Raw genomic sequence first — 14,756 nt, 5'->3', positions numbered from 1 at the left:
CAGGAGAAGGTTAGTCACGGAGGCAGCGCTCGATCGGCGGAAGCGACACCGACGACGCCCGCGGACTCGCTCCGCCGTGTGGCGTGTCGCGTTCACGAACCGCAACAGTTCGAACCGCCTCGGCAGTGTCGTCGACGACCAGTGCCTCGCCGGGCGCAGTCGGCATCGCGTCGGTGACGTCGCCATCGAGGTATGCCGGATCCGCCGAGGCGAGCGCGCGGACGTCCGGGCCGGCGGTCAGCCGGTGGACGATGCGGAGATCCGACTGCGAGACGGCGACCGAGGGGAGCGCACTCGGCCGCTGCGTAGCGGTGACGAGTGAGACGCCCGGCGCGCGCCCGCGAGTGAGGATCGTACGGAGGGCTGCGTCGGCGACACCCTCGAAAAAGACGTGCGCCTCGTCGACGAAGAGCCACGGGAGTCGGTCGACCCGGGACGAGTCGGCCTTCGTTTTCGAGTCTGTCCCCGTTTCCAGCGGAGAGGTTCCATCGGCTCGGTCGACTCGCCCGTCGTACAGCGCGGCCGCAACGCCCGCAACAACCGCGTTTGCGGCTGCGTCGTCGAGCCCGGAACAGTCGAGGACGGTCGCCGCGCCCCCGGCGAGCGATCGTGCGTCGAGTCCGTCGGGATCGAAGACGTCCCAGGATTCGGCCCGCCGGAGCCGGTTATCGGCCGCGCGACGGGCGTCGTCGGCAGCGTCGGCGTCCCCGACGACGGTTCGCATCTCCGCGAGGGTGTCGGCCGCGGCGGCTGCGTCCCAGACGAGCGCGCCCACCGCGTCGTCCGGGTCGGCACCGACGAGACGCGGCCAGCGGCCTGGCGGGATGGCATCCGCACGGACAGAGGGAGCCTCGATCACCCGCGCAGGCACGGGGTCGCCCGTTGCGTCGGCTACGAGGCCTGCGAAAACACCCATCGGATCGACGACGACGGGTGCAATCCCACGGGCTCGCGCCGCCTCCTCCGCGAGGACGCCGAGCGTGTAGGACTTCCCGTAGCCGCGTTTGCCCACGACGAGCGCGGCGTGCGGCCGGTCGAGATCGATTCCGACCGGTGCTCCCGGGCTCCCGTCACGGGCGCGGTGGTTCCCGAAGCGCCCGAGCGGCGCGTCGGAATCGGCTGTGGAGTCCGCATCGCGTCGTCCGAGGACCTCGGTGTGCATCGAAGAGTGTGGCCGCTCCATCCCGGATAAACGTCCGGGTGAGCGTTTATATACGGAGACGGGACCACGGGCGGTATGCTCGAAGAACTCGGGCGGTTCGCCGCGGACGATCGGGCGATCGAAGGACTGCCGATCAGACTCGTCATCGCACTGGTGGTGGGCGTCGCCACGATGAGCGTGATGCTGAATATGGTCTCGGGGATACAGGGGCTCGCCGTTTCGGAACTGGACGTCCAGCCAACGCCGGACGTCGTCGAACCCGGCGAGCACGAACTCGAACTGCGAGTCGTCGACGACGACGGCGATCCGGTGGAGGGGGCTACCGTGATCGTCAAGGACGGCAGCGCCGAGATGGCGGGGGTGGTGACGGCGAAATCGGATGCCGATGGCGTGGCGACCGTCACTGTCGAGGCCGACACGCGCGCAAACCAGGAGACCGGCACGCTCGTGGTCGACGTGAAGCCGCCGTCGGGGAGCCAGTTCGTCGACCGGCGGGAGAACACGGAGATCCTGGTAGTCGAAGAATAGACGGGTGGCAGCGAGAATAGACGGGCGGCAGCGAGAATAGACGGGCGAGCAGGGACAGCCGCGACCACTCACCGTTCGGGATGGACCGGCGCGTCGAAGCCGCCGCGGACAAGCGGCTTCGCGATGTGCCGGCGCGCACACGGCGGCACCTCGTACCACCCGCGTTCGAGGTCGCGGTCGACCTCAACGGTCTCGGGTCCCGGCGCCGACGTCCCGCAGTCCCGGCAGCGATAGCCCTGCCCGCGTCCGGCGCTCTCCATCGAGCGGCCGCACCCGTCGCAGGTGGGGGTCGTCTCCGCCGTCCGCTGTAGCGATCGGACGGCGAACTTCTCCAGTTTCACCGTCCCGTCGCTCACCTCCCCACAGGCGGTGATCTCGTCGCCGGGACGGAGCGCCCGGACGCGCTCGCGGAACCGCTTTGTCGGCTCGAAGGCGACGCAGTCGACCCGTTCCTCCGAGCAGTCCCGCCCGGCGAGCGTAAAGAAGACGTGGCCGCCGGTTCTGGTCTCGGGATCGGTCACGACGGTGCCGTCGACGCGGTAGGCGCGACCGTCCGAGAGGTCGCCGATAGTGCCGTCCCGGAGGTGCGCGTCGGTGCCCTGGTTCGTCACGAACGTGGCCGCCCGCTCGATTGGCTCGCTCTCGACCCGCCCTGCCAGTTCGCGAACCGTGTCGGGATCGTCGCCGCGGATGCCGTGGAGGATCGGCCCGGGCGCGTTGGGGACGCAGACCGCTTGCCGTTCGACCCGATCGACCGTGTCCCACGCGGTCGGATACCACTCGTCCGCGGCCGCGAAGACCGACGCTTCGTCGACGTCGCGGGGAGAGCCGCAGCGCTCGAACTCGCGGTAGGCGATGTGTTCGTGCGTCCACTCGTCGAACGCGCGCCACGCGCCGACGGCGGCGAGCGCGCCGATCCGCCCGCGGCCGCCAGCCCAGCCGCGGTGGCGGTAGCCGGCGGTATCGGCCAGATCCGTCGCCTCCGCGGGGTCAAGGAGGTCCGTAACCGCCCGCCGCGCGAAATCGGCGACCGACCGCGGGACCGCCTCGGGCGGATCGTCGGCGACGACGACCCCCGGGCTCGTCCGGGGATCGTCGGTTTCGGCCAGCGGCTCCAGTTCGGCCGCGGCGAGATTCAGCGCCCGATCGGGATCGATGTCTGTGTGGAGCGCAAGCGCCGCGTTCCCCCGGGTCTTGTATTCGACTGCCGGATTGAGCCGTACCAGTAGCCGCCGCTCGACCGTCCCGCCGTCGTCGACGATCGCCTCGGCGACCCGCGTCGCGAGGTACGTCGTACACATCCCTCGCTCGCGGGAGTCGGTGTCGTCGAGGCCGATGATCGCCATCGATATCCCCTAATCGACGCGTGGGCTAACCGCTTTCGGGATAGTGGGAGCGTGGAGCCGAAACCGGGGTCGAACTGGTCACTCAGCCGACGAACCCGACGGCACAACGCATATATGGGCTGAATCGCGTATTTTCGGGTATGTCGCGGTCCGCGCTAGTCGGAAACGTCACGGCGATGCTCGAGGACGCCGGGTTCATCGTCAGCGACCGCTGTGAGATCCGACCGAAGAGTTTTGATATCGCCGCGCGCCGCGGTGAGGACCTGGTACTCCTGAAGATCCTGGGGAACATCGACGCGTTCGACGGGACGACCGGCGAGGAGATGCGCCGGCTGGGAACCTACCTCAACGCGACGCCGATGGTCGTCGGACTGCGAACGCGTGACGAGGACCTGAAACCGGGCGTTGTGTACTTCCGCCACGGTGTCCCGGTGTTCAACCCCGATACGGCGCTGGACCTGTTCGTCGAGGGCGTGCCGCCGCTCATCTACGCCGCGCCGGGCGGCCTCTACGTCAACATCGACGGCGACCTCCTCGCGGACGAACGCGAGGAACGTGGCTGGAGTCTCGGCCAACTGGCGTCGGAACTCGGCGTCTCGCGGCGCACTGTCTCGAAGTACGAAGACGGGATGAACGCGAGCATCGAAGTGGCGATCCAACTCGAAGAGATGTTCGACCAGCCCTTTTCCAGCCCGGTCGAAGTGATGGACGGCGCCGGAGAGGTCCGGGACGCGGAGCCGATGCCGGACGATCCAGATCCCGACTCCGACGACGAACACGTGGTCCACGTGCTGACGCGGGCGGGGTTCACCGTCCACCCGACGGCCCGTGCCCCGTTCAAAGCCGTCAGCGAGGACGACGGCCGGCGCCGGGATTTCACCCCGATGCTCACCGGCCACTCGGCGTTCACCCGGAGCGCCGAGAAACGCGCTCGGATCATGTCCTCGCTCGGGGAAGTGACACAGACGCGGTCGGTGTACTTCACCGAGGACGACTCCAAGCGCGACGCCGTCGAGGGGACCGCCCTCGTCAGCTGTGAGGAGTTGGCCGCCATCGACGACCCCGAGGCGATCCGCGAACTCATCCGCGATCGCTCGCAGGAGCCGTCAGAGGCGTAGGTGTCGGGGTCTGTCTCGGTGTCGCTCCGGGTCGTTCCGGCCTAAAATAGCGAGTGTCGAAAGAGTCCGTAGCCGACCGGATCAGTTCCCGGCGGCGCCGTAGGTTTCTTCGAGATACTCGACGATATCGTCGCTCTCCGGCATCCCCTCGACGCCGTTGGCTTCGTCGACGAGGACCGGAACGCCGGTCTGGCCGCTGATCTCCTTTACTTCGGTCCGGCCGCTGTGCGCGGACGGCACCTTCACCGACTCGTACTCCAAGTCGAGTTCCTCGAGTTTGTTGACAACTTTCGCACAGTACGGACAGCTTTCGAGTTCGTACAGAGTGAGATCTGACATCACACTCAGTACGCGATACCGCCTAAAGAGTCACGCGGTCGCGTGCATCGGAGACGCATCACAGCGCACCCTCAGGTGCCGCAAAGCCGACGGTCTATCAGCGATCCAGCAGTCGCCTGACGCCGGCCACGATCCGTCGCCGCCCCGCGATCAGTTCGCCGCTGACCCAGGTGATTCCGGCGAGTCCCGCGGTGATGGCCCACGCGAAGTCCCAGCCGGACATCCAGACCGGACGGATCCACGGCGTCACGTGCGCCCAGCGGGTCGCAAACTCGTGCATCGGCCCCTCGAGCGGCGTCCCCGCGAACGTGGCGCGGACCCGGCCCGCGAAGCCGACGCTGCCGTTCCCCCCGGCAGTGAGGTTCGCACTCCCGGTGATGGCGTAGGAACCGCTTTTGTTGAGATCGCGGATCGTGGGGCCGGAGGACTCCGGCCCGGTCCCGATCCGTTCGGCGTCGTACGGCCCCCAGGTCGCGTAGTACTCCCAGACGACCTCGCCCGTCGGCGTGATCTCCATCACGCGGTGGTTGAGCGTGTCGGTCACGAGAGTGTTGCCGTTGGGGAGTCTGTCGGCGTCCCGTGGCCAGGTGAGCGTCTCCGAGCCGACCTCCCACGTCCGAACCCACTCGCCGTCCTCCTTCGCGTATTCGACGACGCGGTTGTTCTCGCTGTCGGCGACCAGGATCGTCGGCGTTCCGTTCTCGCTTTCCAGCCAGTCGGGGTTGTGCTGTTCGCGCATCACGGAGTAATCGCCGTCGCTGCCGAGGCGTTCGACGATCTCCTTGGATTCGATATCGACGACGATGGCCTGATCGAAGTTCCGCGGCGAAAGCAGGAGCCGATCGTCGCCGACCGGGTCGACGTCGTTGACGTGGGTCCAGTCCTCGCTGTAGCCGCCGTCGGTGTCTTCGGGGTAGTGGTTCCGGAAGTACCACTCCCAGGTGAACTCCCCGCTCGAACGGTTGTAGATGACGACCCGGTCGTCGCTTCTGCCCGCCGATTCGTTCCACTCCCGCATGTTCGCGATGGCGATGCGGTCGTCACCGAGATATGCGACGTCGTGGGTGTCGGTCATATTGAACCGCTCCTGCCAGACGCGTTCTTGGGTGTCTGGATCCAGTTCGAAGAGGACTGTATCACCCGCCCGCGGCGAGGAGACGAGCAGGTTCCCGTTCGGCAACGGATCGACGTCGAAGAACCAGGCGTTCCCGCCCACGGTGTCGTTGTGTATCCACTCCAGGTCCCCGCGCGGGCCGATCGAGACGAGGCGGGCGGGCTTTTTCGCGTTCGTTTGCCCCTGGAACGTGAAGCCCTGGACGCTGACGACCGTCGAGTCGTTCGCTGGGCTCGTGATCGTCCCCTGTTCGAGGCTCGTGTCCTCAGCGGGATCGTACGTCACCGCCGAGACGACTGAGGGCGCAAGGAGGGAGATGACGACGACGAGTGCCAGGAGCCGAACCGCGTTCGCGCGGGAGAGGGGCGGAAGAGTCACACCCGAATGATGAGCGGGTCATCGATGAATCTCTTGCGGTCCGCGGAGAGCGATGCGCCGGGGAAGGGAAGCGGCGCCGGCAGCGCGGCGCTACACCTGCGCGGTCAGGATGCCGCCCGTCCGGACCACGAAGTAGAGGACGAACGCACCCGCCAGCACCCAGTGGCCGATCCGAACGTCCTCGCGCTCGCCGGCGGCGAGTTTGACGAGCGGGTAGGAGACGATGCCCGCGGCGATGCCGTAGGCGATCGAGTACGTGAACGGCATCACCAGGATCGTCAGCCCCGCCGGGATCACGTTCGTGATGTCGTCCCAGTCGAGGTCCACGACGTTCTTGAGCATCAGGACGCCGATCACGACCAGCGCAATGTGGGAGGCGTACAGCGGGATGATCGTCGCGAGCGGGACGATCGCCAGCGAGGCGACAAACAGCGCCGCGATGGTGAGCGCCGTCAGGCCGGTCCGACCGCCCTCCTCGACGCCCGAGGCCGACTCGATGTACGTGGTGACAGTCGAGGTCCCGAGCATCCCGCCGACGGTCGTGCCGATCGCGTCGGCCATAAGCGGCCGGTCGATGCCGGGGAGGTTCCCGTCCTCGTCGAGGAAGTCCCCCGCCTGACCGACGCCGACGAGCGTGCCGGCGGTGTCGAAGAAGTCCACGAAGAAGAACGTGAACACGATGAGCGCGAAGGTGAACGCCTCGATGCCGGCGAACCCGGAGACGAATGCGCCCGCAAGCGGCGTGATATCGTAGCTGACCGTGGCCGCACCAGCGACGAGTCCCGCGTCCGGGGCGACGGGGCCGAACGCCGTGATCCACCAGCCGAGGAGGGTCGTCGCGAGGATGCCGATGATGATCGATCCGGGAACGTTCCGCGCGTAGAGCACGAACGTGAAAAAGAGGCCGACGATCGAGACGATCGCGACCGGATTCGACGCGAGCGAGCCCATCGAGATGAGGGTCGCGGGGTCGTCGACGACGACGCCCATCGCCTGGAGGCCGATGATCGCCAGGAACAGCCCGATCCCGGTCCCCACGGCGAACTTCACCGGTTCCGGAAAGAGCCCGATCACGTACTCCCGGGCGCCGACGGCCGTGAGGATGATAAAGAGGATCCCCTCGACGACGACCGCCGCGAGCGCGGTCTGCCAGGGGATCCCGAGCGCGCCGACGACGGTGAACGCGAAGAACGCGTTCAGCCCGAGGCCGGGCGCCTGCGCGAACGGGCGGTTCGCGTACACCGCCATCACGAACGTCGCCGTCGCCGCCGCGATGATCGTCACGACCGCGAGCATCGACTGGATCTCGCCCGAGGGTATGCCCTCGATCGAGATGGCCTGCGCCAGGATCGCCGGGTTGACGACGACGATGTAGGACATCGTCAGGAACGTCGTCAGCCCGGCGAGCAGTTCAGTTCTGACCGACGAATCGTGCGCCTGAACGTCGAAGTATCCACCCAGGGAGTCCGAAAGTCCCATTATATACGTCGGCACATCACACATCCGGTCGATAAACGTTTCCATCGACTGTGCGGACGTCGCCGACCTGCGCCTCGAGGGGGCTGGTCAGCGAATTACGCCTCGAGGGGGCTGGTCAGCGAATTACGCCTCGAGGGGGCTGGTCAGCGAATTACGCCTCGAACGTCGAGAGCGCGCCGACGGGTGCGTCGGTGCGTTCGCGGGCCCGCGCGATGCCGTCGTCGCCGACGGCGATCAGCGCGAAGACGCCCGCGACGTCCGCGTTCGCCTGGATAGCGATGTCCAAAAGCAACTCCTGGGTCTCGCCGGAGCGGATGAGGTCGTCGACGACCAGCACGCGCTCGCCGCCCGAGAGCGCCCGCTCGGGAAGGTAGTACGTCAGTTCGATTCCGGAGGCGAGCCGCTGCCGCGATTCGATGAACTCCTCGACGGCCGTCTCCTTCGATTTCTTGGCGTAGGCGACGCGGGCGTCGAAGTAACTCGCCATCGCGGCGCCGAGGGTGATCCCGTCGGTCGCGGCGGTCAGGACGACGTCAGGGCGCTCGAATCCCAGCGAGTTGGCCGCCACGGGCGCGACGAGGTCCAGAAACGACTGATCGAAGACGACACTCGAGTTGTCGAGATAGCCACCGTCGTCGAACTCGACGCGGTCGCGGAGTTCCGAGGCGAGGGCGTCGCGGCCGACGCCGGTAACGACCTCGCGGGCACGCTCGGCGCCCGGGAGCACGTGACCGTTGACGTACCGGTTGAGATCGCCGGCGGGGAGACCGGTCAACTCCGCGAGTTGGTCGTACGTGCGCGTCTCTTTGAGCATCCGCAGGACTGCAACCGCCTGCAACTGGAGGGCCGCTTTCTCCGCTCTGTTCATATTTCGATGTGCGATGTTACGCAAGTATGAATATATCGATACGTATACTCGGCAAAAGTACCACGAACGTGGATTGTAGTCGGGAAGCTCCGAGGCAGACAGTGAAACGCCGGAGTCAGGCGCCCTCCGCGTCCGTATCGTCGAGGAGATCCGCGGCGGTCACGAGCGCGTCGAGTTCGACGTCGGCCTCCGCGAGTCGTTCGCGTGCGCCCTCCTGTCGATCGACGACGACTAACACGCGGTCGACGACGGCGCCCGCGTCCCGAAGCGCCTCGACGGCGTCGAGCGCGCTCTTGCCTGTCGTGGCGATGTCCTCCAAGACGACGACCTCCTCACCCGCCGAAAGTCGGCCCTCGATCCGGTTGCCGGTCCCGTACTCTTTGGCTTCCTTCCGCGCGATGACGTACGGCGTGTCGGTCTCGGCGCTCGTGACGGCGACGAGCGGGACCGCGCCGAGGGCGACGCCGGCGAGCTTTTCACCCGACAGTTTCGCCGCAAACGCCTCGGCGATCAGGCGGAGACAGCCCGGATCGGTCTCGAAGAGGTACTTGTCGACGTAGTATTCGGAGGTGCCGCCGTGTGAGAGTTCGAACTCCCCGAACTGGATCGCGTCGGCGTCGCGCAGCGCCGCGATGAGTTCGTCGTTGGTCATTAAGTGAGCGAGCGCGCGGAAGGCGCTTAAACGGGACGGTTCAACACGGGATTGTAGCCGGAGCGTCGTGAAGCGCATCGGAGAGAAAGCAGCACGCCAAGGACACCTCCCAGGTTGCCGGAACGGCGGCGGGTATCGTGAATCAGCGGCCCATCGAGGCAAACGACGGTCCACGCTATAGTAGCGTTTGCAACTTATTGCTCATTCGATCGCACGCAGTCGTGCGATCTGATGAGTGAAGACTTGCAAACGCTACTATAGGGTCGACCACCACCGTCGGAGACGGCAGGTGTCCGGTGTCCGGGGGTAATGGTGACTTGCCAGCCGTCGTCACCAAACCGATATTTTCAGTTGATGTTTATTATCAGGTGGCTATAAACCGTATTTGGCGTCCGAGGGAGGACAGCGCGTGTTCTCTCGGGGTGCCATTCCGAAGTTATGTCAAGTGAAACACCAGAGTCACCGATAAACTCCGGTGGGGCGTCCACCGTAAATCGGCAAAGTTTTTGGCCGTCTTCCGGCCTGGGGCAACGAATCAAACAAGTATGCATCTTCACGCAACTCGATATTGTGGGGATGGGCGTCGCTGGAACGCTCATTACGATGGTGATGCTCTCGCTGTCACCGAATCCAGCGCCCGTCGTCGTCGGACTGGTCGCCTACGGCGTGTACGTCGGCGACAGAATCAGCGATGTGAAGTACGACCCTGAAGCGACGTCCGATAGAAGCGCCTTCATCGGCCGGCACAGGCGTTTGCTCTCGATTTCGTCCGCAGGGGCGTACGGACTCGCAATCGCGATCTCCACGCTCGGTGGCCCGCTCGCACTCGCGATCACCTTGATTCCCGGCGCGACGTGGGTCCTGTATGCCGTGGATCTGCCCGGATCCTCGAGTGTACCGATCAAGCGGCTGAAGACGGTCTTCATCCTCAACTCGACTCTCGTCGCGCTGGCGTGGGCGACAGCGATGGTCTTCCTGCCCATCGTGTTCGCCGGGGCCACGATCACCCCTGTCGTCGTCGTGCTCGCCGTCTACTTCTTCATCGACATCTTCGCCAATACGGAGATCCCGAACGTCCGCGACATCGGCGACGACGCTCGAAACGGTGTCGCGACGTTCCCGACGGTCGTGGGCATCCGGCGGACTCGACACCTGTTGTACGTGATCAACTCCCTGTCGGTGCTCGTCGTGATCTGGGCGTACGTCGGTGGACACCTGCCGGCGCTCTTCGCTTCCGTCCTCCTCGTCGGCCGCGCACTTGCAGTCCTCCTCAATAGTCGCGTCGGGCGCAGCGAGAACTACCGTCGACTGGAACTGCTGGGCGAGATGAACCACGTCGTTGTCGCCGGCGGACTCCTGGTTGTGCTCTTCGCCTAGCTGTCTCCGAAACAATTTTTCGCGGTCACCCACGCAAGTTGTTTTTTCGGTGACAGAAGTTTCGTATACAAAGAGGAAAATTGGAAGACTGTGTCGGAACCAATCCCGTTGCTCCTCTCGCTACTCCTTTCGGTCGTGCTTGGCTCCGCCTCGGCCATCCTGGCGTGGAGGGAAGGATCGAAGCCGGGAGCGAGAGCGCTCGTGCTGCTATTGAGTGGGCAGGTATTCTGGTCGATTACGCTTATTTTCCGACTCCAGGCACCGACTGTCGAGGCGAAATTGTTCTGGATGCACGCAATGTGGGTCGGCGTCGTGGCAGTCCCGCTCGGGTGGATCCTCTTCGCGCTGGAGTACACCGGTCGGGATCGGTATATGTATCCGCGATACGTGGCGGCGCTCGCCGCGATTCCGGTCGTGACAGTCGTCCTCGTCGCTCTCGGGCCGTATCAGGACCTGTTGCGAATCGGAATCACCGGCTCTATAGACGCCGGCACCATCCAAAACGAGAACGGTGGTGTCTGGTATTGGATCGTGGCGATCTACACGTATCTGGTGGGTGCTGCGGGCGGCGTCCTGTTGCTCGAACTGGTTTTGAGCCAGATGTTCACGTTTCGAAAACAGGCGTACGCCCTCATCGGCGCGCTCATCGCCCCGTGGGCCACGAACCTGGGGTATCTCGCGGATATTCTCGCCACGCCCATCGATCCGACGCCGATCGCCTTCTCGTTTTCCGGCGTCATCTACCTGTTCGCGCTCCGGCATTTCGACCTGTTGCGGACGAATCCGGCGCCGAACAACAGAGCCCGAAAGCTGGTGTTCGATGGAGTTCAAGAGGGTGTGATCGTCCTCGACATCGGTGATACCGTGATCGACATCAACGAACCGGCGCTCGAAATGCTCCAGGAGACGAGAGACGAAGTACTCGGGTCGCCGGCGCCGAAAACGATCCCGGACTACGAGGAATTTCCCGAGTCCGGATCGTTCGGCGACTTCCTCAGGGTCGAGACCCGGTCGGGTGAACGTAGTTTCGAGGTCGAAGTCACCCCGATCACGTCCGACCGGGGAAAAACGATCGGGCGTGTCGTGACGTTCAAAGAGATCACCGAGTTTCTGCGACAGGAACAGCGCCTGGAGGTCCTCAATCGCGTCCTCCGCCACAACATCAAAACGGAGACGAACCTGCTGCTCGGATACGCCGATGACCTGTCGGGCGAGAACGCGGAGCGAATGAAAGAAAGCGTACTCCGAATCGACGAGTTGGGGCAGAAAGGACGCGAGGCGATCAGGCTCTTCAGTCGGGCCCGGGAGGAATCCGATTTCCGATCGTTGCACACGATCGGCGAAGAGTGTGTCAGGGAGGCCAGATCGCGGTTCCCGGACGTGACAGTCGAGTACCGACGTGCTGGTCGGGACGCGTCGGTCAACAGCGTCCTCGATTCGGTACTTCTGAACGCCATCGAAAACGCGGCCGAGCACAACGACAGCGACGACCCCAGAATCGAAATTGTCACCGGCGTCACGGACGAGCAGGTCACCGTCGAGATCCGGGACAACGGGCCGGGGATATCCGAATACGAACTGTCTGTGCTTTCTGCTGGTGCCGAATCGTCGCTCAAACACGGCAGCGGGATCGGGCTCTGGATAATCAAGTGGGGGGCCGAGCTCCTCGGCGGCAGAGTGCGGTTCAGCGACAACGATCCGACCGGTACGGTCATCGAGATCGCAGTCCCGCCAGGGGAGGCGTCAGCTACCCACTCCTAAAGGGGTGGGCTTCCGCCTTGCTCCCGCTCTGAGTTGTCGGTATTCGACTACCGGCACAACCGCAAAACGGCGTCGCGTGTGCGGTATCCGAGTGGAGTTTCCGATCGCACGCAGCGCGACCCGGGGCAGATAAAGATTGGTTAGTACGGCTCGTCTTTCAGGCCCAACACGTACGCGATGCCGTTCGTCGCGACGTGGAGCACGGGCGTGAGAACGACGACGACGGCGACGACGGGCAGCGTGAACGTCGCCAGAAACCACCCGGGAGCGAAAAGGGCAGCACACGCGAGCGCGCCGACGACGAAGTCGAGCTGGTCGACGACAGGAAAGGCCGCGCCGCGCTTTCGCCCCGTACGACGTTTGACGAAGGAGGCGCCGACATCACCGAGCATCGCACCGAGGGCGAGCCCGACGGCGGCAGCGAGCGGGAACGCGGGGACGGGGACACCGATCGCATCGGCGACGACGGGTTCGACGTAGTTCAGGAGCTGTGCGAGCGCCACCCCGCCAAGAGTGCCGACCGCGGTCCCACGCCACGTTTTCCCGTCACCGAGCAGGCGACGGCCGCCCATCGTCCGGCCGCCGTCGATCGGAGCGCCCCCGCCAGCCAGCACCGCAATGTTGTTCGGCACGTAGGCGGGGAGCATCACCCAGAACGCGACAGCAACGAGATCGAAGACCATACTCGCCCGTCCCGCGGCGGCGACAAAAGTGTGGCCGGTCTCGCCGCACGACTGTCGGGAAAGCGGTCACTTTAATCCCAGCGGGGAACGTATCGCCTGACAAATGTCTTCGTGGAGGCGCGATTTCGCCAGCGGGCTCGTCGTCCTGACGCCGATCCTCGTCATTCTGTTCGTTCTGAACTACCTCTACTCGCAGATCGTCGACCTCCCGGTCATCCGACGGCTGGCCGAGCCGTTCGGCTTCTTCGTCGCCGTCCTCGTCTTCGTGATGCTCGTGCTCTCGGTCGGCTACCTGATGCGGACGACCGTCGGCCGGTTGTTCGAGACGTACCTCGACGCCGCGATGAACCGTGTCCCGTTGATTCGGGTGCTATACAACGCCTCGAAACTGGCCGTCGAGACCGCCGTTTCGGGAACTGACGACCTCCAGAAGCCGGTGAAGATCGAACCCTGGAGCGGGATGCGGATGACGGCGTTCAAGACGGGAAAGATCACCGAGGACGGCCGCGTCGTCCTGTTTATGCCCACCGCGCCGAACATCACCACGGGGTTCGTGATGGAAGTCGACCCCGACGACATCGTCGAGACCGACGAGACCGTCGAGGAGGCACTGACCCGGGTGCTATCGGCGGGTTTCGGCGACGAGGAGCGTCCGTCGCCGATCGATATCGACACGCGCTCGGAGGACTGAGCGTCGACCGACGCATAGCAAGCCGCGAAAGCCGCCGTTGAAATCGAGTCGCAGCCTCACACTTGGAGTCGCAGACGAGTCGTGTTTCGCCGTCGTACGGCGCTAATTTGTACGCATCGCTGTTCCGATCAACTGTTGTTTCACCGAATTGTACCGCGAGCGAGGCCGCAGGCCGAGCGAGCGGGAGTTTTTTGGTCCAGATTTTTGCAAGGAGGGTGCGCCGCAGGCGCACCCGACGCAGCAAAAAGGTGGGTTCCTAGACGTACGTGAACCACTCGTCGTGGGCGTCGGTCCGCCGCTCGACGAGATCGAAGAAGGCCTGCTGGAGCTCCTCGGTGACCGGGCCGCGCGAACCGTCGCCGATGACGACGTTGTCGACCTTCCGAATCGGCGTCACCTCCGCGGCGGTGCCGGAGAAGAACAGCTCGTCGGCGGTGTTGAGTTCGCCGCGGGAGATGACCGCCTGATCGTGGACCGTGTAGCCGCGCTCGCGGGCGAGTTCGATCACGGTCTGGCGGGTGATGCCGTCGAGGATGCTCTCGGAGAGGCCGGGCGTGTAGATCTCCCCGTCGCGGACGAGGAAGATGTTCTCGCCGGGGCCCTCGGCGACGTTGCCCTCCTTGTTCAGGACGATCGCTTCGGTGTAGCCGTTCCGGCGGGCCTCCTCGCCGGCCAGAAGCGAGTTGACGTAGAGGCCGGTCGTCTTCGCGTTCGTCGGGATCTGGCTGGAGGCGTGCTTGCGCCACGAGGAGATCATCACCTCGACGCCGTTCTCCAGCGCTTCCTCGCCGAGGTACGCGCCCCACGGCCACGCCGCGATCGCGACGTTCACCGGGTTTTCCTTGGGGCTGACGCCGAGCGAGCCGTAACCGTAGAACGCGACCGGGCGGATGTAGCACGACTCGAGTTCCTGTCGGCGGAGCAACTCAAGCGTCGCCTCGGTGAGTTCCTCCCGGGAGTACGGGAGTTCCATATCGTACGGCTTCGTCGACTGATAGAAGCGGTCGAGGTGTTCGTCCCAGCGGAAGATCGCCGGCCCGTTTTCGGTGTCGTAACAGCGGACGCCCTCGAAGACGCCAGTGCCGTAGTGCAGACCGTGTGTGAGAACGTGGACCGTCGCGTCGTCCCAGTCGACGAACGAACCGTCCTGCCAGATCGTGTCGACGTCCATCTCGTCGAATCCCATACGCCCAGATTTACCGCCCGGGGTATAAAACCCTACAGGAGCGTCTCGGGCGGTGTACCGGGCAGCAAGGGGGC

General features: G+C 65.1%; 14 protein-coding genes. 5 read left to right on the top strand and 9 right to left on the bottom strand.

Translation table 11 applies throughout. From position 1 onward, the window contains the following. Positions 1–10 precede the first annotated feature (10 nt). A complete protein-coding gene (locus RJT48_RS02930) occupies positions 11–1,162 on the bottom strand; it encodes an ATP-binding protein (RefSeq protein ID WP_311170726.1) in 1,152 nt (383 codons plus the stop codon). 75 nt (positions 1,163–1,237) lie between these two features. Between RJT48_RS02930 and RJT48_RS02925 the strand changes: the two genes are divergently transcribed. Further along, the gene (locus RJT48_RS02925; RefSeq protein WP_311170725.1) at positions 1,238–1,690 is read left to right on the top strand and encodes a carboxypeptidase-like regulatory domain-containing protein; all 453 of its coding nucleotides are present in this window, start codon (positions 1,238–1,240) and stop codon (positions 1,688–1,690) included. Positions 1,691–1,758: 68 nt separating this feature from the next. Here the strand turns inward: RJT48_RS02925 and RJT48_RS02920 are convergent, their stop codons facing one another. After that, positions 1,759–3,036 carry a TiaS agmantine-binding domain-containing protein gene (locus tag RJT48_RS02920; protein WP_311170724.1) on the bottom strand — a complete coding sequence of 426 codons (1,278 nt, stop codon included), beginning with the start codon at positions 3,034–3,036 and terminating at the stop codon, positions 1,759–1,761. A gap of 140 nt (positions 3,037–3,176) precedes the next feature. Between RJT48_RS02920 and RJT48_RS02915 the strand changes: the two genes are divergently transcribed. Next, positions 3,177–4,154, top strand: coding sequence for a transcriptional regulator (locus tag RJT48_RS02915; protein ID WP_311170723.1), 978 nt, complete (start codon positions 3,177–3,179; stop codon positions 4,152–4,154). Between the two features lie 81 nt (positions 4,155–4,235). Here the strand turns inward: RJT48_RS02915 and RJT48_RS02910 are convergent, their stop codons facing one another. From RJT48_RS02910 to pyrE, 5 genes are all read right to left on the bottom strand, one after another. Beyond that, the gene (locus RJT48_RS02910) at positions 4,236–4,493 is read right to left on the bottom strand and encodes a glutathione S-transferase N-terminal domain-containing protein (protein WP_311170722.1); all 258 of its coding nucleotides are present in this window, start codon (positions 4,491–4,493) and stop codon (positions 4,236–4,238) included. A 97-nt stretch (positions 4,494–4,590) separates the two neighbouring features. After that, positions 4,591–5,985, bottom strand: coding sequence for an aryl-sulfate sulfotransferase (locus RJT48_RS02905; RefSeq protein WP_311170721.1), 1,395 nt, complete (start codon positions 5,983–5,985; stop codon positions 4,591–4,593). A 90-nt stretch (positions 5,986–6,075) separates the two neighbouring features. Continuing rightward, positions 6,076–7,464, bottom strand: a complete 1,389-nt coding sequence (locus RJT48_RS02900; RefSeq protein ID WP_311170720.1) for an NCS2 family permease — start codon at positions 7,462–7,464, stop codon at positions 6,076–6,078. Positions 7,465–7,615: 151 nt separating this feature from the next. Next, complete coding sequence (locus RJT48_RS02895; RefSeq protein ID WP_311170719.1) at positions 7,616–8,332, bottom strand: phosphoribosyltransferase family protein; 717 nt, start codon at positions 8,330–8,332, stop codon at positions 7,616–7,618. Positions 8,333–8,447: 115 nt separating this feature from the next. Further along, the gene (gene pyrE / locus RJT48_RS02890; protein WP_311170718.1) at positions 8,448–8,984 is read right to left on the bottom strand and encodes an orotate phosphoribosyltransferase; all 537 of its coding nucleotides are present in this window, start codon (positions 8,982–8,984) and stop codon (positions 8,448–8,450) included. A gap of 576 nt (positions 8,985–9,560) precedes the next feature. On the opposite strand from pyrE, the gene RJT48_RS02885 reads away from it, so the two are divergent. Beyond that, a complete protein-coding gene (locus RJT48_RS02885; RefSeq protein WP_311170717.1) occupies positions 9,561–10,361 on the top strand; it encodes a UbiA family prenyltransferase in 801 nt (266 codons plus the stop codon). A 90-nt stretch (positions 10,362–10,451) separates the two neighbouring features. After that, positions 10,452–12,122 (top strand): histidine kinase N-terminal 7TM domain-containing protein, encoded by a 1,671-nt coding sequence (locus RJT48_RS02880; protein WP_311170716.1) that lies wholly within the window; start codon positions 10,452–10,454, stop codon positions 12,120–12,122. A gap of 140 nt (positions 12,123–12,262) precedes the next feature. Here RJT48_RS02880 and RJT48_RS02875 read toward each other — a convergent pair whose 3' ends face one another. Then, positions 12,263–12,805: a CDP-2,3-bis-(O-geranylgeranyl)-sn-glycerol synthase gene (locus RJT48_RS02875; RefSeq protein WP_311170715.1), complete on the bottom strand. Its 543-nt coding sequence runs from the start codon at positions 12,803–12,805 to the stop codon at positions 12,263–12,265. Positions 12,806–12,908: 103 nt separating this feature from the next. Here RJT48_RS02875 and RJT48_RS02870 point away from each other — a divergent pair, with 103 nt between their 5' ends. Further along, entirely contained in the window at positions 12,909–13,496 is a 588-nt protein-coding gene (locus tag RJT48_RS02870; protein ID WP_311170714.1) for a DUF502 domain-containing protein, read from the top strand. A gap of 256 nt (positions 13,497–13,752) precedes the next feature. On the opposite strand, the gene RJT48_RS02865 is transcribed toward RJT48_RS02870, so the two are convergent. After that, on the bottom strand, positions 13,753–14,682 hold the full coding sequence (locus tag RJT48_RS02865; RefSeq protein WP_311170713.1) for a branched-chain amino acid transaminase: 930 nt from the start codon (positions 14,680–14,682) through the stop codon (positions 13,753–13,755). Positions 14,683–14,756 lie beyond the last annotated feature (74 nt).

The organism is Halobellus ordinarius (assembly GCF_031823395.1).
In the GTDB taxonomy this organism is placed as follows: Archaea; Halobacteriota; Halobacteria; order Halobacteriales; family Haloferacaceae; genus Haloquadratum; species Haloquadratum ordinarius.
This window is presented reverse-complemented; position numbering and strand designations above follow the sequence as displayed.

Coding starts and splice junctions, on each gene's coding strand:
- RJT48_RS02930 (WP_311170726.1), bottom strand. CDS start 1,162: ATGCACACCGAGGTCCTCGGACGACGCGATGCGGACTCCACAGCCGAT.
- RJT48_RS02925 (WP_311170725.1), top strand. CDS start 1,238: ATGCTCGAAGAACTCGGGCGGTTCGCCGCGGACGATCGGGCGATCGAA.
- RJT48_RS02920 (WP_311170724.1), bottom strand. CDS start 3,036: ATGGCGATCATCGGCCTCGACGACACCGACTCCCGCGAGCGAGGGATG.
- RJT48_RS02915 (WP_311170723.1), top strand. CDS start 3,177: ATGTCGCGGTCCGCGCTAGTCGGAAACGTCACGGCGATGCTCGAGGAC.
- RJT48_RS02910 (WP_311170722.1), bottom strand. CDS start 4,493: ATGTCAGATCTCACTCTGTACGAACTCGAAAGCTGTCCGTACTGTGCG.
- RJT48_RS02900 (WP_311170720.1), bottom strand. CDS start 7,464: ATGGGACTTTCGGACTCCCTGGGTGGATACTTCGACGTTCAGGCGCAC.
- RJT48_RS02895 (WP_311170719.1), bottom strand. CDS start 8,332: ATGAACAGAGCGGAGAAAGCGGCCCTCCAGTTGCAGGCGGTTGCAGTC.
- pyrE (WP_311170718.1), bottom strand. CDS start 8,984: ATGACCAACGACGAACTCATCGCGGCGCTGCGCGACGCCGACGCGATC.
- RJT48_RS02885 (WP_311170717.1), top strand. CDS start 9,561: ATGGGCGTCGCTGGAACGCTCATTACGATGGTGATGCTCTCGCTGTCA.
- RJT48_RS02875 (WP_311170715.1), bottom strand. CDS start 12,805: ATGGTCTTCGATCTCGTTGCTGTCGCGTTCTGGGTGATGCTCCCCGCC.
- RJT48_RS02870 (WP_311170714.1), top strand. CDS start 12,909: ATGTCTTCGTGGAGGCGCGATTTCGCCAGCGGGCTCGTCGTCCTGACG.
- RJT48_RS02865 (WP_311170713.1), bottom strand. CDS start 14,682: ATGGGATTCGACGAGATGGACGTCGACACGATCTGGCAGGACGGTTCG.